General features: G+C 44.0%; 18 protein-coding genes, 1 tRNA gene and 1 pseudogene. 11 read left to right on the top strand and 9 right to left on the bottom strand.

The window, feature by feature from the left end; genetic code table 11:
• Positions 1-20 precede the first annotated feature (20 nt).
• Positions 21-5,102 carry a translocation/assembly module TamB domain-containing protein gene (locus DX073_RS01730; RefSeq protein WP_115004959.1) on the top strand — a complete coding sequence of 1,694 codons (5,082 nt, stop codon included), beginning with the start codon at positions 21-23 and terminating at the stop codon, positions 5,100-5,102.
• Between the two features lie 107 nt (positions 5,103-5,209).
• Here DX073_RS01730 and hemP read toward each other — a convergent pair whose 3' ends face one another.
• The gene (gene hemP / locus DX073_RS01725; RefSeq protein WP_227514671.1) at positions 5,210-5,371 is read right to left on the bottom strand and encodes a hemin uptake protein HemP; all 162 of its coding nucleotides are present in this window, start codon (positions 5,369-5,371) and stop codon (positions 5,210-5,212) included.
• A gap of 224 nt (positions 5,372-5,595) precedes the next feature.
• Between hemP and DX073_RS01720 the strand changes: the two genes are divergently transcribed.
• From DX073_RS01720 to DX073_RS01690, 7 genes are all read left to right on the top strand, one after another.
• The gene (locus DX073_RS01720; protein WP_115004957.1) at positions 5,596-6,039 is read left to right on the top strand and encodes an NUDIX domain-containing protein; all 444 of its coding nucleotides are present in this window, start codon (positions 5,596-5,598) and stop codon (positions 6,037-6,039) included.
• A 114-nt stretch (positions 6,040-6,153) separates the two neighbouring features.
• Positions 6,154-7,488, top strand: coding sequence for a glyceraldehyde-3-phosphate dehydrogenase (locus DX073_RS01715; protein ID WP_115004955.1), 1,335 nt, complete (start codon positions 6,154-6,156; stop codon positions 7,486-7,488).
• Positions 7,489-7,620: 132 nt separating this feature from the next.
• Positions 7,621-7,917, top strand: coding sequence for an SH3 domain-containing protein (locus DX073_RS01710; RefSeq protein ID WP_115004953.1), 297 nt, complete (start codon positions 7,621-7,623; stop codon positions 7,915-7,917).
• Between the two features lie 90 nt (positions 7,918-8,007).
• Positions 8,008-8,083 (top strand) — tRNA-Gly (locus DX073_RS01705).
• A gap of 140 nt (positions 8,084-8,223) precedes the next feature.
• Entirely contained in the window at positions 8,224-8,391 is a 168-nt protein-coding gene (locus DX073_RS14885) for an IS630 transposase-related protein (RefSeq protein WP_115004951.1), read from the top strand.
• Positions 8,388-8,762: a transposase gene (locus tag DX073_RS14450; protein ID WP_115004949.1), complete on the top strand. Its 375-nt coding sequence runs from the start codon at positions 8,388-8,390 to the stop codon at positions 8,760-8,762. The genes DX073_RS14885 and DX073_RS14450 overlap by 4 nt, the downstream gene beginning before the upstream one ends.
• A 246-nt stretch (positions 8,763-9,008) precedes the next feature.
• Entirely contained in the window at positions 9,009-9,452 is a 444-nt protein-coding gene (locus tag DX073_RS01690; RefSeq protein WP_147279667.1) for a hypothetical protein, read from the top strand.
• A 652-nt stretch (positions 9,453-10,104) separates the two neighbouring features.
• Here the strand turns inward: DX073_RS01690 and DX073_RS01680 are convergent.
• On the bottom strand, positions 10,105-11,688 hold the full coding sequence (locus tag DX073_RS01680) for a Fic family protein (protein WP_115004943.1): 1,584 nt from the start codon (positions 11,686-11,688) through the stop codon (positions 10,105-10,107).
• 210 nt (positions 11,689-11,898) lie between these two features.
• Here DX073_RS01680 and DX073_RS15135 point away from each other — a divergent pair.
• A pseudogene (locus DX073_RS15135) lies at positions 11,899-12,236 on the top strand (transposase-like zinc-binding domain-containing protein); the annotation flags it as partial.
• A gap of 2 nt (positions 12,237-12,238) precedes the next feature.
• On the opposite strand, the gene aroC reads toward DX073_RS15135, so the two are convergent.
• Both aroC and DX073_RS01665 read right to left on the bottom strand, forming a co-directional pair.
• Positions 12,239-13,327 (bottom strand): chorismate synthase, encoded by a 1,089-nt coding sequence (aroC, locus tag DX073_RS01670; RefSeq protein WP_115004939.1) that lies wholly within the window; start codon positions 13,325-13,327, stop codon positions 12,239-12,241.
• 337 nt (positions 13,328-13,664) lie between these two features.
• On the bottom strand, positions 13,665-14,495 hold the full coding sequence (locus DX073_RS01665) for a glycosyltransferase family 25 protein (protein WP_115004937.1): 831 nt from the start codon (positions 14,493-14,495) through the stop codon (positions 13,665-13,667).
• Positions 14,496-14,571: 76 nt separating this feature from the next.
• Between DX073_RS01665 and DX073_RS01660 the strand changes: the two genes are divergently transcribed.
• Together DX073_RS01660 and DX073_RS01655 are read left to right on the top strand one after the other, a co-directional pair.
• Positions 14,572-15,570 carry a glycosyltransferase family 4 protein gene (locus DX073_RS01660; RefSeq protein WP_115004935.1) on the top strand — a complete coding sequence of 333 codons (999 nt, stop codon included), beginning with the start codon at positions 14,572-14,574 and terminating at the stop codon, positions 15,568-15,570.
• Positions 15,571-15,572: 2 nt separating this feature from the next.
• Positions 15,573-16,553: a glycosyltransferase family 4 protein gene (locus DX073_RS01655; protein ID WP_115004933.1), complete on the top strand. Its 981-nt coding sequence runs from the start codon at positions 15,573-15,575 to the stop codon at positions 16,551-16,553.
• On the opposite strand, the gene DX073_RS01650 is transcribed toward DX073_RS01655, so the two are convergent.
• The 5 genes from DX073_RS01650 to aspS are packed head-to-tail and all read right to left on the bottom strand — an operon-like array spanning position 16,550 to position 22,371.
• Positions 16,550-17,308, bottom strand: a complete 759-nt coding sequence (locus DX073_RS01650; RefSeq protein ID WP_228144483.1) for a glycosyltransferase family 25 protein — start codon at positions 17,306-17,308, stop codon at positions 16,550-16,552. The two genes, DX073_RS01655 and DX073_RS01650, sit on opposite strands and share 4 nt — an antisense overlap.
• Complete coding sequence (locus DX073_RS01645) at positions 17,305-18,897, bottom strand: glycosyltransferase family 2 protein (RefSeq protein ID WP_115004930.1); 1,593 nt, start codon at positions 18,895-18,897, stop codon at positions 17,305-17,307. The genes DX073_RS01650 and DX073_RS01645 overlap by 4 nt, the downstream gene beginning before the upstream one ends.
• The gene (locus DX073_RS01640) at positions 18,894-19,640 is read right to left on the bottom strand and encodes a glycosyltransferase (RefSeq protein ID WP_115004928.1); all 747 of its coding nucleotides are present in this window, start codon (positions 19,638-19,640) and stop codon (positions 18,894-18,896) included. The genes DX073_RS01645 and DX073_RS01640 overlap by 4 nt, the downstream gene beginning before the upstream one ends.
• The gene (locus DX073_RS01635; protein ID WP_115004926.1) at positions 19,637-20,554 is read right to left on the bottom strand and encodes a lysophospholipid acyltransferase family protein; all 918 of its coding nucleotides are present in this window, start codon (positions 20,552-20,554) and stop codon (positions 19,637-19,639) included. Before DX073_RS01635 ends, DX073_RS01640 begins: the two co-directional genes overlap by 4 nt.
• Positions 20,555-20,571: 17 nt before the next feature.
• Positions 20,572-22,371 (bottom strand): aspartate--tRNA ligase, encoded by a 1,800-nt coding sequence (gene aspS, locus DX073_RS01630; protein ID WP_115004924.1) that lies wholly within the window; start codon positions 22,369-22,371, stop codon positions 20,572-20,574.
• Between the last annotated feature and the right edge of the window lie 145 nt (positions 22,372-22,516).

Here is a 22,516-nt window from a genome sequence, read left to right as displayed (position 1 = left end):
CCTAACGACCGCTGTTTGCCATGACTGACCACAAGCCCACCGACCCTAAAAATGCCACGCCTGATGATAAGGCAGGGGCGGATTTGTCCCATCAGTCAGGCACAGACCCATCACACACACCGCCAAAACCCAAATGGCAGGTGTATCTCATTCGGCTGTTTGTCGCCATCATTATCGTGCTGGTGCTGATTTTTGCATTGCTGTTTTATGCCATTAGCACCGAGACCGGCACCAAATTTGTTTTAGAAAAAATCGCAACCGAGACTGGCACCAAGCTGTCCTATGGCAAAGGCAGTTTGCGTGGGGGCGTGTGGGTGAATGATGTCATCATCGCCCAAGGCGAAGACATGGAGATAAAGGTCAATCAAGCCTATGTCAAATTGGGCTGGCGAGCGGTCTTTGCCCGTCAAGTACATTTGGCAGAAGCAAGCATTGATAAGCTTGACATCATCAATCACAAACCGCCCACAGGCGAGCCGTTTGACTATGCGACCATTGATTTGCCTGTCAGCCTACGCCTACAAAACACGACCGCAAGCACGGTCAGCTACACCCAAAAAGACAGCACAGGCGGTTATAAAGACGCCATTTATCTGTATGACATCGCCTTGGTAGATGGCAAATGGGCAGGGACGGATGTGCATATCAAAGGCGGGAGCCTTGATTTTAACCATGACGTGAGCGTGAGTAATGTCAATGGCGAGATTCTTCTGACAGGCGACTATCCGCTCTCTGCCACGGCGGATGTTAAGGTGTCCGCTTTGGATAAAGCGTATTTTGACATGCTACACGCCACCGCCAAAGGCACGCTCAAACGCACGCACGGCAAGGTTACCAGTAAATATAACAAACACGATGTTCATGGCGAGTTCGTCGCCCAAGGGCTAGATGACGGCTCGCCATTTAGTGCCAAACTGTACATCAATCATGCCGTTCTGCCCTATGCCGAAGAGCAGAACATCACGATAAAAGATGGGATAATTACCGCTGATGGCGTGGTTGAACGCATTGAGTTACGCATGAATGCCGACTTGACAGGCAGAGACATACCAGCCGGTCGGTATTATGGTCGGGGCGTGGTGCGTGATGGTGGCATGGACATCGAGACATTAACGGCAGACACCCCAAGCGGACAGCTCCATGCCGATGGCAACATGGCGTGGTCAGATGAGTTCATGATGGATGTGACGGTGCGTGGCGATGGTGTGCGAGTGCGTGAGTTCATGCCTGTTGAATACACCGATTATCAGGCGTATCTGCCGACGGTGCTAGATGGGGCTTTAGGTTTTCAATATTTTTATCTGGACAAGGCGACCAATGAGACTCGCTTGGCATTTGACCTAGCCCAAAAAGATGGCGAGCGAGTACAGGCGACGCTCGCCCAAAGCCAAGACAGTCCTAACGCTCCGTGGCGGATTCATGCCGATTGGCAAAACTTGGTGCGGGCAGGCGTGCCAAACATCGATAACATCAATAGTCCACACGGCACGGCAAGCATTCGTCTAGAAGAGGGGCGAACCTACATCGAGGGCAAGGCGAACATCAAGGCGTTATCGGTTGCCCCTGTGGGGGATTATGACATTCGTGCCAATATCGAAAAGGGCGAGCGGATTCATCTGACCGACTTTCATTATCAAGGCGAGCTTGGGGACTTGACGGGGGTGGGGCGGATTGACCTTGCCACGACCAGCACGCCGTTGGCTTGGCAGTTTGATTTGGCGACCGATGGCTTTATGCCTAATGCGTATTTTGACACCCCTGATAAGACCCCATTTTCACTCATCAAAGGCACCATCCTAGCCACAGGACGAATGCGTGAAGATAGGCAAAATACCAAGGCAAGGGCGAATACCACAAGCTCGCCAAAAGAGCCAAATCATACAAGACAGTCGCATGAGATTAACATCATTCGCTCGGACTTGACAGCGACCCTTGCCGATGACAGTACCATGACCCTGTCAGGCGAGGGCAAGGCGTTGGTGCAAATAGCAGGTTCGGACGTTAGTCATTTTACCGCTGACTTTAAAGGTAAATTCGGTCAGAGCCTACTGCCTAAGATTGGCACGGGCGATATTTTGCTTGGGGTTCATGGCGACCTAGATAAGATGAACATCAGCACCCTAGATTATCGTACGTCCAAGGGCAGGCTGTCAGGGTCGGGGGTGCTGACACTCGCCCAAGGCATTGGTTGGGACATCAAGGCTCGCCTTGATGAGATAGATATGTCTGCCGTGGCGGATAATACGAGCTTGCTTGCTGTCATCACAGGCGACATGAGTAGCACAGGCAGTTATCAAGATGGCAAGCTGGGCAAACTCACTGCCAAATTTGACGGTCAAGTCGCCCATGATGACATGCCAGATGGTCAGCTTGCAGTGGATGTCAGCGGAGAGGATAACCGCTTTGTGGTACATCGCTTGGAGCATACAGGGGAGGCAGGCGAGCTGTCAGCGTCAGGGACGGTGGATGTCGGACAGATGGCGTGGGACTTGACGGCAAAAATGAATGCCTTGAACATCGGTCGCTTTGTGCGTGACATGGACAGCGAGCTGACAGGGGGCTTTACCACGACAGGGCGATGGGGTAGGGACATTCAGCATATCGCCATTGATGGCTTGGCTCTGACAGGTGTCATGCGAGGACAGGATGTGACTGCCACGGGGTCGCTGTCGGGGGAGTTTGATTTGCCTGATGATTTGGGTGGATATATCAGCAGTCTAAAAACCAGTCCTGACAGTTTTGATTTACAAAGCATTACCGATTTTCAGCGTCAGTTAGAACAAAACACCAAACAAACCCGCCAAATCATCCGTAAGTTAAACGCCAATAAAGTCCAAGTTCGCATGGGCGATAACGTCGCAAGCATGCATGGCAATGAGCAAAATCTCACCACAGCACTTAATCTTACCGACCTAAGTCAGCTCATCCCGAGTGCTCGGGGGGCGATAAAAGGCGGTGTGATTTTGGTGGATAATCGCACCGAGCTACCGACCATTTATGTGGATTTAAATGCCAATGACGTGCGTACGGCGGATGTCATCGTCCAAAAGGCGAGCGTGGTGGGTAAGATTGTCAATCTAGGCAACGCCCCCAGCCAGCTATTGGCTGAGGTCTCAGACATCATCGCCATGGGACGAGTGGTAAAGTCGGCACGGCTTGATTTTAAAGGTACGCAGGATAAGCACGAGCTGGCACTGATGACCAAAAATGCTCAGGTGGAGGCACGTGCCAAAGTGGTGGGTGGTTTTAATAGCCAGACCAAGACTTATCAAGGCGTACTGGGTGAGGGACGGATGGAGACTCGCTTTGGGCTGTTGTCACAAAGACAGCCGACAGAGTTTAAGATAGGGCTAGATAAGAGCTTACAAATCGCTCCGCACTGTTGGCAGACCAGTAAAACCCGTGCAGGCGGTACAGGGTCTTTGTGCCTACAAGACACGCTGGTCTATACCCCCAATGAAATCAAAGCGGATTTGGTCGTCCAAGACCTTGATACGTCCGTACTCTCGCCTGCCATGCCCAGTGACATTTTTTGGCATTCTAAGTTAAATGGCAAAGCCAAAATCAGCCACAAAAAAGGCAATGCCAGTCCCCAAATCAATGCCGTGCTATATTCGGATAATGGGCGACTGGGACTGTATGGCGATGATACAGGCTATGTGGAAATGCCCTATGAGCGTATCTCGGTCATCGCCCAAAGTACGCCCACGGGGCTAAAACTACGCACCGATGTGGCAGGGACAATAGGCGAGGGCTATGCTGATGTGCTGATGAATCCATTCACCGATGACAAGCCCATCTCGGGAGCGGTGGTGATTAATGACATTGATTTGGCGGTGGTGCGTCCATTTTTGCCAAGTCTAAAAACCTTATCGGGCAATATTACACTCCAAGGTGGTGTGGGCGGTACGCTGTCTCGCCCCTTGTTTTATGGTAATGCTGAGCTGACAGGTGGGCATTTGGCGGTCATGGATGTCCCTTTGGATTTGACAAACATCAACCTATCAGCCCAAGTGTCAGGCACGCAAGCGACACTGGTAGGTGATTTTTTTGGTGGGCAGGGGCAGGGCGTACTGACAGGGCAGGTGGATTGGCAACAGGAACTCCAAGCCAAGGTAAACATCTCTGCCGATGATTTGACCGTTAGTTCGCCCCCCATGGTCGTGGCACAGGTTAGTCCCGTCCTTGAAGTGGTGGTCAAGCCCTTATCTCGCTATGTGGATATCAAAGGCGTGGTGGTCATACCATCAGCGACCATTCGCCCACCCGAAGCACAGGGTGATGTCGTGGTTCAGTCGCCTGATGTGTCGGTGCTTGACCGTCGTCTGTCGGGTAATGTTGCACAGGTGCTGGCAGTGTCTGCTCCGTGGGATATTAATGCCGATATCGGATTGGATTTGGGTGATGATGTGACATTCCGTGGTTTTGGTGCCAGATTGCCACTGGCAGGGGCGTTGCACCTGACCCAGAGCGGACAGGGCAAAACCCAAGCTCGGGGCGTGATACAGGTGTCTGAACGCACCAAGATTGACGGCATTGGACAAAATCTTGAGCTTAACTACGCCCAAATCCGTTTTAATGGCGACATGCTAAACCCACGCTTATCCATTGAAGCCGAAAAAGAAATTGAAGGACAAACAGTGGGCGTGCGTATTAAAGGTACAGCAAATGCCCCAGATATTAGCGTGTTCAATAACGCAGGGCTATCCGAACAACAAGCGATGAACGCCATCATTACAGGGCGACTGTCGCCATCGGCAGACAGTCAAATCTCTGAACAAGGTTTTCGCTCACAGGTCACCAATAACCTAGCGGCCGCAGGGCTGAGTCTTGGCTTATCAGGCACACGTGGACTTACCAACCAAATCGGCAGTGCATTAGGCTTTGAGAGCTTGACGGTGGACGCATCGGGCAATTCAAGCGATACGCATGTTAATGTCACAGGCTACATCACGCCTGACTTATATATCCGCTATGGCGTGGGCGTGTTCAATGCTGAGACCGAGCTGTCCATGCGATATCAGCTGACTCGTCGTGTCTATGTGCAGGCGACATCTGCCGCTGAGAACATGGTTGATGTGATTTATCGTTGGAAGTTTTAGGTTGGATTATAGGTAAATTTGTCCTTATCCATTTGCCAAAAACCAAAAAGCACACCACAGATTAGGGGCGTGCTTTTTGGTTTGGAGTTTATGAAGATTTTTATAAATTATTTTGTTAAAATCAAGCGGTTATTGCGTGTCAAACGTAAGCGATATTCTTCGCCCTGATGTTCAATCCGCACTTCCTTGGTGAGAGCGAACAGGTTCTGTGAATGTAGGGTGGGCAAGCGAGTGGATTCACGGTTGCTAAAATAACGAGCGATAGTCATGGTCATGACAAGTTTCCTTATGTTTGGACGGGTTGCGGATATTTTTCCGAGCCGTCTAGCTGATAATAACTATTGGCTTAAAATGATAATTTTATCTAAACACTAAATTTTTACAAACAGTAAAAATTATCATTTGTAGATATCATACCAAATTTTTCTAAGATTGCAAATACAAATTGCAAAATTTGGTAAAATTGACCATTTTTCTGATAAAAGGTATAAATATGACTACCAAAGGCGAAAAAGACTCCAAAATCACCCCTGTGGCGGTAGCGGTATTACGATACCATGATGAGTTTTTATTGGCAATTCGTCAGGCTCATCAACATCAAGGCGGTAAATTGGAATTTGTTGGCGGTAAGATTGAGCCAAATGAGACGCTCCAAACCGCCCTAATCCGTGAAGTGAGTGAAGAGTTGGGACTGGATATCTCTGCCAATACCATGCACGAGCTTGGACAGATTTGTCATGATTATGGCGATAAAGTGGTTGGACTGTATGTGTATGAAATCATTCTAACTGATAGCCAGTATCTTGATTTTAAAGACAAAAAATTTGGCTTGGATAATCAAGCTTTGTTGTGGCTTGATAAAACGGCTTTACTGCAAAGTGGTGAAAGGTTTCCGCAAGCGAATCAGCAAATTTTGGTGTGGTTAGATAATAAATAATAAAAATAACCCTATTTTTAAAACAAATAATCCTTGTCAAAACACCCAAATTCCTTTAAAATTTGGGTGTTTTGTTATATTATCCATTCCATTCATTCATAAAAAGGTATTACCATGAGCATTTATCAAGACCACCTAACCAAACGCCAAACCCAAGAAACCCAAGCGACTGAACTGCTTGTCGCTCTTGCCAAACTTGCTAGCCAAAATGTAAACATTCTGTTTTTTGGTGAACGTGTGGCGTTGTCGGTATCGGACATTCTAGCCAAGCACGCCAAAGCAGGACTTGATGTGGCGGACACCCTTGCCCTTGCCAAAGAGATTACAGTAGCCAACACCACCGTTGATTTGGGTCAAGCGGTCAAAGCAGGTAAAAAAGCCAGCGATTTTGCAAACGGTACAGAAGTGCCTGCCACTGATGTGGTACTCTATGGCTTTGGGCGTATCGGGCGTATTTTGGCACGCCTACTCATGAGCCGTCCTGCTTCTGATAAGGGCTTGCAATTAAAAGCCATCGTGGTACGCCCCGCAGGAGACGGCGACCTTGATAAGCGTGGCTCACTATTGGAGCGTGATAGCGTGCATGGTTGGTTTGACGGCTCGGTGGAGATTGACAACGCCAATAGCGGTATCATCGTGAACGGTCGCTTTATCAAATTCATCTACGCATCTGACCCCAGCGAGATTGACTACACCGCTCACGGCATCGATAACGCCATCGTGATTGACAATACAGGCAAGTGGAAAGACGAAGCAGGGCTTGGCAAACATCTAGCAAGCAAAGGCGTAAAAAAAGTGCTACTCACCGCCCCTGCCAAAGGCGACATCAAAAACGTGGTCTATGGCGTAAACCATGACACCATCGGGGGCGACACCATCGTATCGGCAGCGTCTTGCACCACCAACGCCATCACGCCAACGCTCAAAGTGCTACACGACACTTACGGCATCGTAAACGGACATATGGAAACCGTCCACGCCTTTACCAATGACCAGAACCTTGTGGACAACCACCACAAATCCGACCGCCGTGGTCGTGCCGCTCCACTAAACATGGTAATGACTTCAACGGGAGCTGCGTCTGCTGTTTCCAAAGCCATTCCTGAGCTAAAAGGCAAACTCACAGGCAACGCCATTCGTGTGCCAACGCCAAACGTTTCTCTTGCGATTTTAAACCTTAACTTTGAAAAAGCAGTCGGTTCTGCTGATGAACTAAACGCCTTTATTAAAGAAAAATCACAAAGTGAGCAGTGGCAAGAGCAAATTGACTACTCAGACAGCCCAGAAGCAGTTTCTACTGACTTTGTCGGCTCTGAAAAAGTGGCGATTTTTGATGCCAAAGCCACCATCGCAAGCGACAACCGTGCAACCTTGTATGTGTGGTATGACAACGAAATGGGATACAGCACGCAGGTTATCCGTGTGGCGGAAGTTATGGCAGGTAATTAATCGGTTGTTTATTTGCTAAATTAGTTGTTAATGACAGGGTATTTGTGTTATGCTAATAAATACCCTGTTTTGTTATACACCCACAAGATTGATAAACGTCTTTTTGAGTGTTGTTATTTTTTGAGCATTGTTATGAAAATCAAATCTCTACTAGCCCCCACTCTAACTGCCATTGGGCTTAGTATGGCACTTGCCATGCCAGCCACTGCATCTGCCCAAACTTGCAAAGTTACCGACCCAACAGGCACCCCACTAAACGCCCGTGCCACGCCCAATGGTAAAGTTGTCGGACAAGTCAAAAACGGCACCACCGTCTATGTCTCAGAGTATGATTATGATGACAAAGGACGTCCGTGGGCATTGGTGTTTAACGCCAAAACCGACCGATACATCGGTTGGGTGTTTCGTGAGTTTATCAGTTGTTACTAATTTGGGTGTCTTTTAAAAAATTTCTAAAAAAATGCTTGACGTATGACAAGAACCTTGTATAATACGCACCCATACAGCGAATGCTGACACGCGGGAATAGCTCAGTTGGTAGAGCACAACCTTGCCAAGGTTGGGGTCGCGAGTTCGAATCTCGTTTCCCGCTCCAAATTTTAAAAAGTCCAAATCATACGATTTGGACTTTTTTGTTGTTTGAAATCAAGGGCTTGATGTTTTATAACCAACAAACCTTGAAACAACACCAATCATCCCCACATCTCCATCACCATTCACTAATCACTACTTCAAATGGCTTATTCACTAGAAATCAGACAAAAAGCCTTGGCTTATTATGACAAATGCAAGAACATTGACCTTGTTATGGAAGCTTTTGGTGTATCAAGACACACCGTGTTTCGTTGGAGACGACAACTTAAAGAAACAGGCAATTTGTCTTGTAAAAAACCAAAAACTTGATTGCTCCACTCATCTACAACAATACAATGACAAGTGCTTTGTTTGAAACGTGGTTTGAACAAATGCTACTGCCTTGTCTTAACAATCACACCAAACAAACAGGCAAGCCTTGTATCATCATCTTAGACAATGCAAGATTTCACAGAATGAAACACTTGCAAGAGCTTATCAATAACACAACATACAAACACATCATCTTACCATTACCACCTTACTCATCCAAGCTAAACCCAATAGAGCAAACTTGGGCAACGATTAAAAGATGGCTTAGAAGTCATTTGTCAGAGCTTGATACAATCGAAGAAGGTTTGAAGTGTTATTTTGGGGTTTGGTGGGTACACAAAACAAATTTATTTCGTCAAAAATACTAGATAAACGCAATATTGATCCAAAAAAACTCTATTTTTTTGCATAATGTTCGTAATGGTATTGATTTGGATTTAGAAAAGCTAGGAATGCTGGAACAAAAAATAAAACACATCAAGCAATCCCTACCCCATCAGAATATCAATCACGATAAAACTGCTGAATCTCCTATTCAATAAAGCTGTCGCATTTTTATTATTTATGGGTATTTTGATAATCCTGATAATATTGATTATAATCAAATATCAGATATGACAGATATAGAATTTTATCAATTAATGGATGTCGGTTATCATTTTATCAGCCCTTTTTGTAGTAACGATAAATCAGATGACGGCTTAAAATGGATAAATCCAGATGATTTTATGGCAGACGTTAAACTGCCAAAATCTCTGCTTATCTGTAAGTGTTATGGATTATACAACCAAGCAAAACTATTTTTAGACAAGATTGCCGACTCAAAACAATATGCAAAAAATACCTATGACAAAATTCATCAAGTTCAAGCTGAATATGATAAGAATTTTGCCCATATTGTACTGCACGAAAATAAAGAGTTAGCGTGCCAACCTATCTTTGAAAAATTTTACAAGCAAAACAGGCAATTACACCTAGACAGTAAAGCCAAGAAACTGTATATGGCATACACCGATGCCATCAATGCCTTTTATTTTTTTGGTGGAAAATATGCTTAAATATCGCCTAATATTTGAGCAAAGCATCCATCACAATATCATCAGTTCCAATCGCATCAATTTGATATTATCTCAAATCAATAATGCTCTAAAAAAATGCCTTATTATTTAATTCTTCCTTAGAAGAAATCACAAATCTGACAAAGCAGGGCATTTCGGTAAATTTTGAGTTACTACCAGTCAGTGTTTTAAATAATAATACTGATATTTTAGAGTATCTAAAAGATATTCTAATATCATTAAACCATCTTATTAACAATCACACACCAAAATTTATTGCTAATTTCTTTTGCTTTTTATTAAATTTGGTAGAGAATTACCTCCTGTCTTTTTGGTGTCTTTATCTGCCTATCTGCTACGATTTGCAAAGCTCATCAAATCATCATTACCTACTGCCTAGACCGACTGGTAAAATGAATAAATTTTCAAAAATCTATTGACAATCATCAGTATATCGGTTAGTATACGATCAGTACTTTGATAAGTGGATTGAATTGTAATTTTGGATACCTTACTTAGTTTAAGGTCACTCCCAACTCCATAGATGAGTTTAAGCAAGCCCAGCCTTTTCAATTGCCCAAACCTCATTGTACTCTTACTGTTGACAGACACTGCATTTTGACCTAAACCATCAGGTGCGGTGTTTTTATTTTTAAACACCAAGCATTCCATTAACCACCCCGACCAACCGCTCCCACAGCTCATCATCGCCCAAAAGTTCGTATTCTTTGACCAATTTATTACTTCTAATGCCTTTATTATCAATGATACTTCTGATGATACGGTCGGCATCTTGGTTGCTCATATCGATGACTTCTTTAATCGCTTGGCGTGTCTTATCATAGGCTCTAAGATAAGCGGATTCTTCTGCCATATCTACACTAATGACCTGTCTTATAAGCTCTGATAAATACAATACGTGGGCAGTCAAGTCCATATACCGCCACAGACTTTGTGTGTTTTTGTCCGTCTGTACCACAAGATTACTTTTGATGCCATCTGGATAAGTGGTTGGATGGCTGGTAAAGTGGTAATTATCGTCTAAACTTTGCATTAAGGGCTTGGAGATGGTGTCCAAGATGGCATCATAGGCACGCTTGGTGGCAGGACTGTCAATGATGGCTTTGGAAATGGGTAAAATCACAGGGTCATCAGTCTGCCCATCTCGCCTTAATACATCATTCATCAAAAAACGATGAATGCGTCCGTTGCCGTCTGCTAAGGGGTGTATATAGACAAAACCAAAGGCAATGACCGCGCTTCTCATCAAGGCAGATTGCCCCTTTGTACTTTCAAAAAATGCGTTAAGCCCTTCTAGCTTTGATGGCACTTCTTGGCAGGGTGGAGCGATATAATGCACAATCTCTTTGGCGTGGCGATAATTGCTCTCGCCCACAAATACAGGCGACTGTCTTAGCCCAAAATGTTTAATACTAAGGCTTTTGCCAATAATTTCCTGTTGAAGTGCAGCCAGCCTCTCACCTGACAAAACAATTTCGCCTTGTCCGATTTGTTCTGCCATCACTCTGGCAAATCGCTCAATGCGACTTTCTTGACCACCCTCTCCCTCAATGGTAAAGCTGGCACGACTTTCACGCAAAGTAATCCATACCGAAGCACGCACCAATAAGTCCTCGCCAAACTCCTGTCTAAGCTGTGCCAAATGCTCCTTAATATCAAAGGCGGTGGCGGATAATAACATTGGTGTTTTTATCACCATCGGAGCAAAGTCCTTGGTACCTGCGATATTATTGTTCACTCGCCAGCGACTGTCTTTAATGGGGATATTTGCCACCACCACTTTATCGCCATCTAAGACATCGACATAGCCACCGCCAATGTCAGATGGTATCTCTAAACGTTCATCTATCAGCCATTCATACAAAAAAGCCACTCTTCTGGCGTAGCGACCTGTTGGCTCGGCATTGACCCATTCTTGGATTAGTCTGCCATCCATCTTATCAAACAGTCTTGTCAAAAATTCTAGGCTGGGTATTTCATTTTTTAGATAAAAGGTAAGATGAGCTGCCACATCATCACCCAAACGGGTGCGAGCAGGGTAAATTTCTTGGGTATAATGCCCCTCTGTAAGCGTGCGACGGCTTTTGCCAATTTGACTCATCACATAAGGTCTTGTCCATAAAGGTATGTCAAACCGATGCGACAGCCACAGCACACCCAGCATATCTTGTGGGTCTGTGGTTTGGGTGATGATTTGTGGGTGTATTGAAGTCATTAATAATTACTTAGCTATCATTTTGACGATTTGTGGCAAATTTTAGCACAAAATGTTTTTGTATGATACAAAATGATAATATTTTGGGATATTTTGTGCATTTTGATAATATGGACTGATAAGTCGCTTGAATTTTGGGCACTCGTCCAAAAAGTATGCTGTAACAAAAACTAAAAAGACAACTTGAACAAAAGTTGGTAATTTACAGTTATGAAGACACAAATTACCATTACTTGCCCAAGTTGCCTATCGGTTAGTATAAAGAAAAATGGCATAAAAAGCTAGGCAAACAAAACTATTTTTGTAAACACTGCCACAGACAGTTTGTTCATCATTTACAGCTTACTTACAAAGGTTGTCAAGCTCACATAGATGGCAAAATACGCTTAATGTTAGCTCGCGGTTGTGGTATTGCTGACATTGTGATACTTGAACAAGTGAGTAAGGGTAAAAAAGTGCTTAGCGTGCTTGCAAACAACAACCACCAAATCAAACCAAGACAAAAGCATTACAATACCTTAGAGATAGATGAGTTTTGGACTACTATCAATTACTCAATCGGCTTTAATGGCTGAACCACATCAGAATTTTGCCCCCGATGGCGTAAATAGTGGTCAAGCAGGACAATGGCAAGCATCGCCTCGGCAATCGGTGTGGCTCGCACGCCCACACAAGGGTCATGGCGACCTTTGGTAATCACGTCTGTCGCCTCACCATCTAGGTTAATCGTCTTGCCTGCAGTGGTGATGCTGGCGGTGGGTTTTAGGGCAATGGCTACACGAATGGTCTGCCCGCTACTAATCCCACCCAAAATCCCACCTGCGTGATTGGCACAAAAGCCGTCAGGGGTCAGCTCGTCTCGGCTTTCATGCCCAAACTGCTCGGCAACCGCAAAGCCATCGCCAATCTCCACGCCTTTGACAGCATTGATAGACATCATCGCATGGGCAATGTCCGCATCTAGGCGGTCAAAAATCGGCTCGCCCAAACCCACAGGGACATTTTCAGCAAAAATCTCTAATTTCGCCCCACAGCTTGTACCTTGTTCACGCAAAGACGTAACCAAGGCTTCAAAGCGTGGTATAGCGTCAATATCCCCACAAAAAAATGGGTTTTGGTTTACAATATCCCAATCTAGTTTGTCTGTCTTTTCGGTGCCGATTTGGGTAACGTGTCCACGAATGATAACGCCCAAGCGTTCTTTTAGGTATTTTTTGGCAATCGCTCCTGCTGCCACACGCATGGCAGTCTCACGAGCAGACGAACGCCCACCGCCACGATAATCTCGAAAGCCATACTTCATCGTATAGGTATAATCGGCATGATTGGGGCGAAAAGTCGTGGCGATATTGCCATAATCTTTGGATTTTTGGTCGGTGTTGCGAATGAGTAGCCCAATCGGTGTGCCTGTGGTACGCCCCTCAAACACCCCAGAGATAATCTCCACCACGTCATCTTCTTTACGCTGAGTGGCGAATTTGGAAGTGCCGGGTTTACGGCGGTCAAGCTCAGCTTGCAAATCCGCCTCGCACAGTGCCAAATTGGGCGGTACACCGTCCACAATCGCCATAAGCCCCACGCCATGCGACTCGCCACAGGTGGTTACGGTAAAAAGTTGTCCTATTGTGTTGCCTGACATGGGTTGCTCTCTTTGATTGTTTTATGTTTGGATGAAGTATAATTAATTAGGGCGTGTCTACCATTGACAACATTTTAGATAAAATAATGGTAAAATTTAACAATTTTATCAATTTTTGCATGAAAAATAGCTATCCAACCACTTAATTTAAAAAGTTAAGTAAAATTCTTAAAATTTACCCAGTTAAGTGGTCGGATTGTTTTTCATCGTCAAAAACTTGTCTGATAGAATAACTATCAGCCTATGTTTTTCATGCAAAAACGGTTGGTTTGTTTCTAAAATATGCCTATATTGTAAATGGTGTTATAAAGGTTTAGCACGCCCTATATCAAGTGTATTAATCAAGTGTCAAGTAAACAGTTTTTTTCTTTCTATCTATATAGGTGATAATTTTTTTTATCCACCTATAAAATTGTAAGAATGGTCTTTTTATCTCTCTCCAAATTTTTTTATACAAATTTTGATTGATTTTTTCACGCTTAATTCTAAGTACGTTTTCAAATCTATTTCGACGATCTTGTTCTAATTGACTTGAAATAACAGTTTGATTGGTCTGTCTGTCACTTTGTATGCATAGACAGGGGTTTAATTGATATGAGTGATACTTACCATGTTTTATGTAATGTTCAAATACAATGTGATCGACAGCAATAATGCCGTTATATTTAGTATAATCTTTATGAAAGTCCACAAGATTGATAGCGGCATCTTTGGATAATATATATCCTGCACATCCAAGATGAATATCAATAAGAGGGATTAAAAACCTGTCTTTTGTAGAAATCTTAGTACCTTTTGACAAAATGATTTTGTCAAACAACTCTATTTTGATAATGTGGCAATCTTTGGGAATCCAGTCGATACTGTTTAGGAATGACTGACTTGAATTGGCTAAGTATACATCATCCTCAAAGATTCCAATATATTCCAAATCATCATCAATGGCTTTTTGCCATAAACTAATATGACTAAATAAGCATGCCAACTCTCCTTTGGTTAGATTGGCATTGGTGATATCTAGCCCAAATTTAGCCGCTAACTCATCAATTTGGTCTGGTGTAACAGCATCAAAAAATTCAAAATTAATCTCTTTTTGTCCAAATTCTTGTATAATATGCAGACGTCTTTCTTGTGCATTGGCAAGACTGATGACATAATTTTTGAGCATGATGATTGGCGAATGAAAAAATTTATGGTATATTGCCTAAATTTCGTCATTTTGTCAAGCTACGATTGGGAGCTACATGAAAATATTACACGTTTTATTGACTCGCATGCCCATTCCGCCCTTAAAATATGGCGGGACGGAGCGGGTATTATGGGCATTATATCAAGGACAAAAAGAGCTTGGGCATGACGTTAAATTTTTAACCAAATACGACAATAAACACCCTGACGCTATTTTATATAATCCCAATCAATCCTTAGAAAGCCAAATAGAAGGCTGGGCGGATATTATTCATTTTCATTTTTTGTATCGGGGCGAATTAAAAACACCATTTGTTTGTACCACACACAATCAACAAATCACGCCTGCCACTTTTCCAAAAAACACCATTTTTTTGGGCGAATTACATGCCAAACGTAGTGGCGGAAGTGCATATGTTTATAATGGATTGCATTGGGCGGATTATGGCAAGCCTAATTTAAATAAACCAAAATCCAAATATGTGCATTTTTTGGCAAATGCCAAATACAAAGACAAAAATTTAAAAGACAGTATCGCCATCGCTCGCCATGCCAATACACCACTTCATGCCATCGGTAGCAAACGCTATTCATTAAAGTACAAAAAGGGCAAGTATGAACCATACTTTTATTGGGGGAGTGATTTGACTTTTTATGGAATGCTAGGTGGTGAACAAAAAAATCAAGTGATAAAAAACTCATCGGCATTATTATTTCCTGTGTTAAATTATGAAGCCTTTGGGCTTGCCATGATTGAAAGTTTGTATTTGGGTTGTCCTGTGATTGGTAGTCATTGCGGTTCTGTGCCAGAATTGATTATCTCTGATGTGGGTATTAGCACCCAAAGCAAAAACGAAATGATAAATGCCATAAAAAATATCGAAGTCTTTAATCGCAAAACCTGCCATGAATACGCCCAAGAGACATTTAACCATCTTGTCATGAGTAAAAAATATTTGCAATATTATGACATGGTACTAAATGGTCAAAACTTGCATGATAAAGAACCGAGTGTGAATGAATATTTACCCACTGACTTTTATTTGACGGACTGATGATGAAAATATTGCACGTTTTATTGACTTGTTTACCCATTCCGCCCAATGATTATGGCGGTACAGAGAGAGTATTGTGGGCATTATATCAAGGACAAAAAGAGCTTGGGCATGATGTTAGGTTTTTAACCAAATACGACAATAAAAATCCCGATGGTTTGATATATGACGAAAATAAATCATTGGAGAGTCAAATAGAAGGCTGGGCGGATATTATTCATTTTCATTTTCCCTATGATGGCGAGATAAATACGCCATTTGTATGTACCGAACATAGCAATAGCGATGTTGAAAAAGAATTTAATATTAATACCATTTATTTATCGTCCAAACACGCCGAGAATTACAATGCCAGTTGTTATGTGCATAATGGGCTGTATTGGGCGGATTATGGCGAGCCAAATTTGGACAATCCACAAAATTATGTACATTATTTGGCAAAGGCAACATGGCGAATCAAAAACGTACAAGGAGCGATAAAAATCGCCCAAAATGCCAATATGCCCATGCATATTTTGGGTGGTAAGCGTTTTAATCTAAAACGTAACCCGTATTTTTATTTGTCATCGGATTTGACTTTTCATGGTATGGTGGGTGGCAAGGCGAAAAATGACCTTGTGAGAAATTCAAAAGGGCTGATTTTTCCTGTGTTGTGGCATGAACCGTTTGGTCTTGCCATGATTGAAAGTTTGTATTTGGGTTGCCCTGTATTTGCCACGCCATTTGGAGCAATGCCTGATATCGTCAGCGATGACGTGGGAGTGTTGTCGGACAGTTATGCGGTGCTGACCGAAGCGGTCAAAGACGTTGATAAATTTGACAGACGGGCGTGTCATGAGCGAGCCAAAACGCATTTTAGTCATTTGTCCATGTCAAAGGCGTATGTGGAGTGCTATGAAAGGGTGTTGGCAGGCGAGAATTTAAACGCACAACGTCCAAAATCCAAGGCGAATATCAAAGGGCGGTTGGCGATGGTGGATTAGCAAAAAGGCACTTTCATATAAAAAAACCGTTTGCCAAAACTTCTATATAAGCGTTTGAAAAATTTATGAATTTTTGTGCTTAGGGTGTCATTTGGTTGATAGATAAAGGTGTTATTTTTGCGTTCTTGCTCTAACTGACTGACAAGATGTGTATCAGAATCAGGTTGCTTGCATAGGGCAGGGTTTAGTTGATAAACCGTGCCTTGTGTTAAAAATGCCCCAAATAACACATGGTCAATCGCATAGCGTTCTTGTTCATCTAACTGGCGGATAAAGTCAAGGAGTTTGGTCGCTCCTAAACGGTGTAAAACATAGCCACAAGCCCCAACGTGGGTGCTTTTTAGGGGGTGTAATGTTCTGCCTTGATGATAAATGGCGGGTTTGCTCAAATGTACCAACTCATGCCATGTTTCTAGTTTGATAATATCAAAAGGGAAGCTCAACCAGTCATCTTTTAAGAAGGCAATGGCATTTTCGCCCAAATACACGTCATCTTCAAAAATGGCGACATACTCCAAGTCATCATCTATCATTTTTTGCCATAAACAGACATGGCTTAAAAAACACGCTTTCTCGCCCAATGATAAGCGTTGATTATTTACCAAAGGAATGTTTAATTGTGTGGAAATATGCTCTATGTCGTTTGGTGTAACTGCATCAAAAAATTCAAAATGAATGTTCTGTTTGCCAAATTCTGTCTTGATATGCTCTCGGCGGTCGGTAGCGGTACTTAGGCTGATGACGTAGTTTTTCATGATTTGTCCTTGTTCATCTGCCACAGCATGATGTATTTATCCAGCGTATAACCTAAAGATGCTACCGCCAAGATATAGCCATACGCTCCGCCCATAAAGTCGGCACGGATAATATACTCACGCACAAATGAAAACCACGAGCGAGCAAGCAGTCCTGCCATGCTTACGGTTTTGCCTTTGGTGTGCTTTTCTTTTGCCCAATCGTGGCTATATCGGATGTTTTTTACCAAAAAATGGTGTAAATTATCGTTGGTGATGTGCGGCAAATGGCCCTTTAATACCACACTTGGCACGTCTTTTTGGTCAAGCGATTCATGCACTTCCAAATCTGAATATTTAAAATGCGTACGAGCATAGAGCCGAGCGAGCTTGTCGGTGTACCATGAGCGTGGCTGAACTTCCACGCCGCAAAAGGTATTGACCCGAGCAATGGCAAACACCTTATCCGTCTGCACAGGCTGTCTTAATACATCGGCGATAGACTGCCTTAGGTCTTGGTCAAGACGCTCATCAGCGTCCAATACCAGCACATAATCGCTCGTGGCATAAGACTGAGCAAGCTGGCGTTGTTTGCCAAAGCCTTGCCAGTCGGTATTGACGTACCATTTTGCCCCAAAAGATTCGGCAATCTTGCGGGTATCATCGGTGCTACCGCTATCTAAGACAATAATCTCATCTACCAAGTCATGCACCGTATCAAGGCACGCTTTTAGGTGCTTGGATTCGTTTTTGCAAATCATGACAAGCGACAGCGTGCTTTTTTTGTCGGTCAAATCAATGGGCGTGAGATTTTTGGCAAATTCTACCGATTTTAAAAACGCTTGTTCGGCTTGGTTGTGGGTCAAATCGTACAAAATGGCGTATTTATTAAAGGTATATTGGGTAAACATGAGCGAGTAAATCAGCCCATATCTGCCCTGCAAAAATCGCCCGTCCACAAAATATTGCTTAAAAAACGCCCAAAATGGGTTTAAAATCACCTTGCTAAATTTGCCTTTTTTGCCCTGCCTGTGTCTATCGTCCGCCCATGCTTTGGCGTATTCTAGGCGTTTGGTGAGCCAAAATAGGGGCGTGTCTGCCGTATGATGTCGCATAAAGCCATCAAGCGTGGCAGTAGTCGCTCCATTTAGCACGACCGATTCGTGTACTAAGTTGTTGTCATAGTTGTATTTTTTGGGATATAGTCGCCAATGAGCCTTGACCGCCCACAGTCTGTTGTCAATCTCATGCCCAAAAATACAATCTATGCGTTTGATGCCATATACTGTATCGCTTGGTGGATTTTTGATGACTGTCAAAATACTCTGTTTTAGCTCATCGGTAATCTCTTCGTCAGCATCTAGTGCTAATATCCACTCACCTGTGGCATAAGACTGGGCGATTTGTCGCTGCCTGCCAAAGCCTTGCCAATCGGTATTGACAAACCATTTTGCCCCATATTGTTCGGCAATTTCACGGCTGTTGTCGGTGCTACCGCTATCTAAAATGATAATCTCGTCCGCCAAGCCGTCTAAGGCAGGCAAGCTGATTGCCAAATTTTTGGCTTCATTTTTGACAATCATGACGACCGATAGGGGGTATTGATTCATCGCCAAGCATCCTTAATCCACTCACTTGGCAAAACGTGGCGATACCATTTACCGCCCCCGCCTGTGATGGCATCTGGTGGGTTAATCTCGCCATGAAAGATAACGATTTTTGCCCCGATTGGTTTTTTGGGTGGGACAAAATACGCCATGGGGATTTTTTGTAGGCAATGATATTTAAAACTCACACACCATGAACTGTCCCAATATTCCAAATGATGATGTTCACGCAGATAATTGGACAAAAACGCCTGTTCGTGGCGAACCTCCGAGCGGATTTTTTCAAAATTTTGTTCAAAATAACTAAGTAAGTTTGGATAAGTATTTTGCCCCACTTTAAAGCGATATACCGAGCTGTTGCCGACCATTCGCCACGGCTTTTTCCAATCACGGATAATCATTACGCTGTCGTCATGTTCCGCTTGGTGGGTAAAAAAGCAGTCAATATTATCCACGATGACAATGTCAATATCCAAAAACAACGCCGTGCCTTTTAAATCATACAATTCTGGCTTAAAGGTCGTAAGCTTTTTCCAGCCACGTTCGGGCAGATTGGCAGGCAGATTTAATTCGGGAATGGGATAGCATTTGACATTGTCATCAATGCCCGTGGGGTCGTCCGTCAAGCACACCATTTGAAAATCAAGGGTCAAATGGCGTTTTACCATATTATACAGGCGATTGACGTACTCGGCTCCGTATTTGGTTCCCCATTTCATGCAAATCACATAGCGGTTGTCGGTCATGGATTTTCCTTGTTTTTGTCTATTTTATAAGATTTTATTTGGGCGTGCAAATCATCAAAAGGCAACAGATAGGGATTTTCGCCAAAAGGCGTGGTCTTAAATCGCCGATAACCCCACATATAATGAGCAAAATGCTTATTTATCATCATCTCCATACTATTATTTAGGGCGGTGGTGGCGATGATATCGTTTTTTTTGTACAAATTGGGGTCGGTCAAATCATAACAGAATATCTCAAATCCGTCCTTGCCCTTGATGCACGCCAAGCCAACCAACGCACAGCCTGTTTTTTGAGCAAGCTTGGTGGTAAGCGTGCCTGTCATGGTGGGAATGCCAAAAAACGGGGCAATCTCTCCGCCATTTTTATCAGGGACATGGTCGGGCAAAATCACAGTAAATCCGCCTGATTTTAGTGTTTTAAAAATCGCCTTAACGCCTGTGCTGTCGGTGGGGACAAGCGTGGCGGAAAGTCGTTCACGACCGCTTAGGATAAATCGGTCAAGGCTAGGGTTGCCAGACGGCTTGTACATAATCGTCAAATCGCCAAAACCGCACAGCCATGCATTCATCATCTCCCAAGTGCCGATGTGTGGCACCACCAAAATCAGCCCCTTAGGATTGGCAAACCCACGCTCCAAAATTTCACGATTATGCACCGTTTTGATTTGGGCGATAGACCACTTTGGGGGCATTGCCCAGCTTTTGGCACTGTCTAGGGTGCTGGCAAGCTGATTTTGCAAGGCAATAAAGGCAAGCCTGTCTCGCTCGTCCTTATCCATAAAAGGGTGGACTAGCATGAGATTGGTGCAAATACTGCGATAAATACTGGCATTTGACCATTTGGCAAGATAAGATGCAAAACGAGCCAATGCCTCCAATAAGGACATTGGCACGAATTTGATAAGATTAAGCATAAATCACAAGTCTATGATTATTCAGCTTTTTCTTTTTCACGCACACGAATGCCAAGCTCACGCAGTTGCTTGTTATCCACGCCAGCAGGAGCTTCGGTAAGCGGACATTCTGCCGTTTTGGTTTTTGGGAAGGCAATAACGTCCCGAATAGAGCTTGCCCCTGTCATCAGCATAACCAGACGGTCAAGACCAAACGCCAATCCGCCATGCGGTGGCGCACCGTATTTTAGGGCGTTTAATAGGAAGCTAAATTTCTCTTCGGCTTCGGCTTCATCAATGCCTAATGCTTCAAAGACTGCCTTTTGCATATCTAGGGTATTGATACGCAGTGAGCCACCACCAATTTCAGTACCGTTTAGCACCATGTCATAAGCAATAGATAGGGCGGTCTCTGGGCTGTTTTTCATCTCTTCTACCGTGCCTTTTGGGCGGGTAAATGGGTGGTGAACTGATGTCCACTTGCCGTCATCGGTCTCTTCAAACATCGGGAAATCTACAACCCATAGCGGAGCCCACTCACAGGTCAAAAGATTTAAATCATGACCGATTTTGACACGCAACGCACCCATGGCATCATTAACTACTTTGGCTTTGTCGGCACCAAAGAAAATGATGTCGCCATTTTCGGCACCTGTACGGCGGATAAGTTCGACAAGCACGTCATCAGTCATATTTTTGATGATGGGCGATTGTAATCCGCTTTCTTTATCCACGCCGTTGTTGATGTTGGACACATCATTTACCTTGATGTAGGCTAGACCTTTTGCCCCATAAATGCCGACAAATTTGGTGTAGTCGTCAATCTGCTTACGACTAATCTCAGAGCCTTTTGGAATGCGTAGAGCAACCACACGACCTTTGGGGTCTTGGGCGGGAGCGGAGAATACTTTAAACTCCACGTTTTGCATGATGTCCGCCACGTCCACGAGCTTCAATGGAATACGCAAATCAGGCTTGTCGGAGGCATAATCACGCATGGCTTCTGAGTACGGCATACGCTGGAATTTGTCAAATTTTACGCCCAACAGTTCATCAAATAGCTTGACAGTCATGCCTTCCATTAAGTCCATGATGTCGTTGTCATCAAGGAACGATGTCTCAATGTCAATTTGGGTAAATTCAGGCTGGCGGTCGGCACGCAAATCTTCATCACGGAAGCACTTGGCGATTTGATAATAACGGTCAATACCACCCACCATAAGAAGCTGTTTGAATAGCTGTGGCGACTGTGGCAGAGCATAAAACTCACCATTAGACACACGGCTTGGCACAAGGTAATCCCTTGCCCCTTCTGGGGTGGCACGAGTTAGGATGGGCGTTTCAACGTCCAAAAAGCCATGCTCGTCTAGGTAGTTGCGGATAAGGCTCGTTACCTTTGAGCGAAAACGCAAGCGGTCAAGCATTTCAGGACGGCGAATGTCAAGGAAGCGGTATTTTAGGCGTAGCTCTTCTGAGACGTTGCTAAAATCATCGTTTAGTGGGAATGGTGGCGTTTCGCTCGTGGCAAGGGTTTCAATCTCTTTGGCAAGAAGTTCGATTTGACCGCTTTTCATGTTGGGGTTTTGGGTGCCTTCGTATCTGGCACGCACACGCCCTGTGATTTTTAGGATAAATTCAGAACGTGCCTTATCAGCGGTGGCAAAGGCTTCTGGCGTGTCGGGGTCGATGACGACTTGCAACAGTCCGTCTCGGTCTCTCATGTCCAAGAAAATCACGCCCCCGTGGTCGCGACGGCGGTGTACCCAGCCGACAACGGTAATGGTTTGGTCAATGTAGCTTTCGGTAACACTACCGCAATATTCTGTGCGAATTGCCATAAATTTGCCTTTTTTAAAGTTGCTTTAAATTTTAAAGTAAAATGGTTCAAACCTGCTATTATGCCTTTAAAATGCAATTTGGGCAAGTTTTTTTGTAAAAATTTGTCAAAAGGACATGACGGGGCAAGTTGCTCTTTTGGGTATT

Source organism: Moraxella lacunata, assembly GCF_900453205.1.
GTDB lineage: Bacteria > Pseudomonadota > Gammaproteobacteria > Pseudomonadales > Moraxellaceae > Moraxella > Moraxella lacunata_B.
This window is presented reverse-complemented; position numbering and strand designations above follow the sequence as displayed.

What these genes read in the sequence shown, in the direction of transcription:
- aspS (WP_115004924.1), bottom strand. Translation starts at nt 22,371, where the DNA reads ATGGCAATTCGCACAGAATATTGCGGTAGTGTTACCGAAAGCTACATT.
- DX073_RS01715 (WP_115004955.1), top strand. Translation starts at nt 6,154, where the DNA reads ATGAGCATTTATCAAGACCACCTAACCAAACGCCAAACCCAAGAAACC.
- DX073_RS01635 (WP_115004926.1), bottom strand. Translation starts at nt 20,554, where the DNA reads ATGCTTAATCTTATCAAATTCGTGCCAATGTCCTTATTGGAGGCATTG.
- DX073_RS14885 (WP_115004951.1), top strand. Translation starts at nt 8,224, where the DNA reads ATGGCTTATTCACTAGAAATCAGACAAAAAGCCTTGGCTTATTATGAC.
- DX073_RS01720 (WP_115004957.1), top strand. Translation starts at nt 5,596, where the DNA reads ATGACTACCAAAGGCGAAAAAGACTCCAAAATCACCCCTGTGGCGGTA.
- DX073_RS01710 (WP_115004953.1), top strand. Translation starts at nt 7,621, where the DNA reads ATGAAAATCAAATCTCTACTAGCCCCCACTCTAACTGCCATTGGGCTT.
- DX073_RS01655 (WP_115004933.1), top strand. Translation starts at nt 15,573, where the DNA reads ATGAAAATATTGCACGTTTTATTGACTTGTTTACCCATTCCGCCCAAT.
- hemP (WP_227514671.1), bottom strand. Translation starts at nt 5,371, where the DNA reads ATGACTATCGCTCGTTATTTTAGCAACCGTGAATCCACTCGCTTGCCC.
- DX073_RS01640 (WP_115004928.1), bottom strand. Translation starts at nt 19,640, where the DNA reads ATGACCGACAACCGCTATGTGATTTGCATGAAATGGGGAACCAAATAC.
- DX073_RS01660 (WP_115004935.1), top strand. Translation starts at nt 14,572, where the DNA reads ATGAAAATATTACACGTTTTATTGACTCGCATGCCCATTCCGCCCTTA.
- DX073_RS01650 (WP_228144483.1), bottom strand. Translation starts at nt 17,308, where the DNA reads ATGAAAAACTACGTCATCAGCCTAAGTACCGCTACCGACCGCCGAGAG.
- DX073_RS01690 (WP_147279667.1), top strand. Translation starts at nt 9,009, where the DNA reads ATGACAGATATAGAATTTTATCAATTAATGGATGTCGGTTATCATTTT.
- DX073_RS01665 (WP_115004937.1), bottom strand. Translation starts at nt 14,495, where the DNA reads ATGCTCAAAAATTATGTCATCAGTCTTGCCAATGCACAAGAAAGACGT.
- DX073_RS01680 (WP_115004943.1), bottom strand. Translation starts at nt 11,688, where the DNA reads ATGACTTCAATACACCCACAAATCATCACCCAAACCACAGACCCACAA.
- DX073_RS01730 (WP_115004959.1), top strand. Translation starts at nt 21, where the DNA reads ATGACTGACCACAAGCCCACCGACCCTAAAAATGCCACGCCTGATGAT.
- aroC (WP_115004939.1), bottom strand. Translation starts at nt 13,327, where the DNA reads ATGTCAGGCAACACAATAGGACAACTTTTTACCGTAACCACCTGTGGC.
- DX073_RS01645 (WP_115004930.1), bottom strand. Translation starts at nt 18,897, where the DNA reads ATGAATCAATACCCCCTATCGGTCGTCATGATTGTCAAAAATGAAGCC.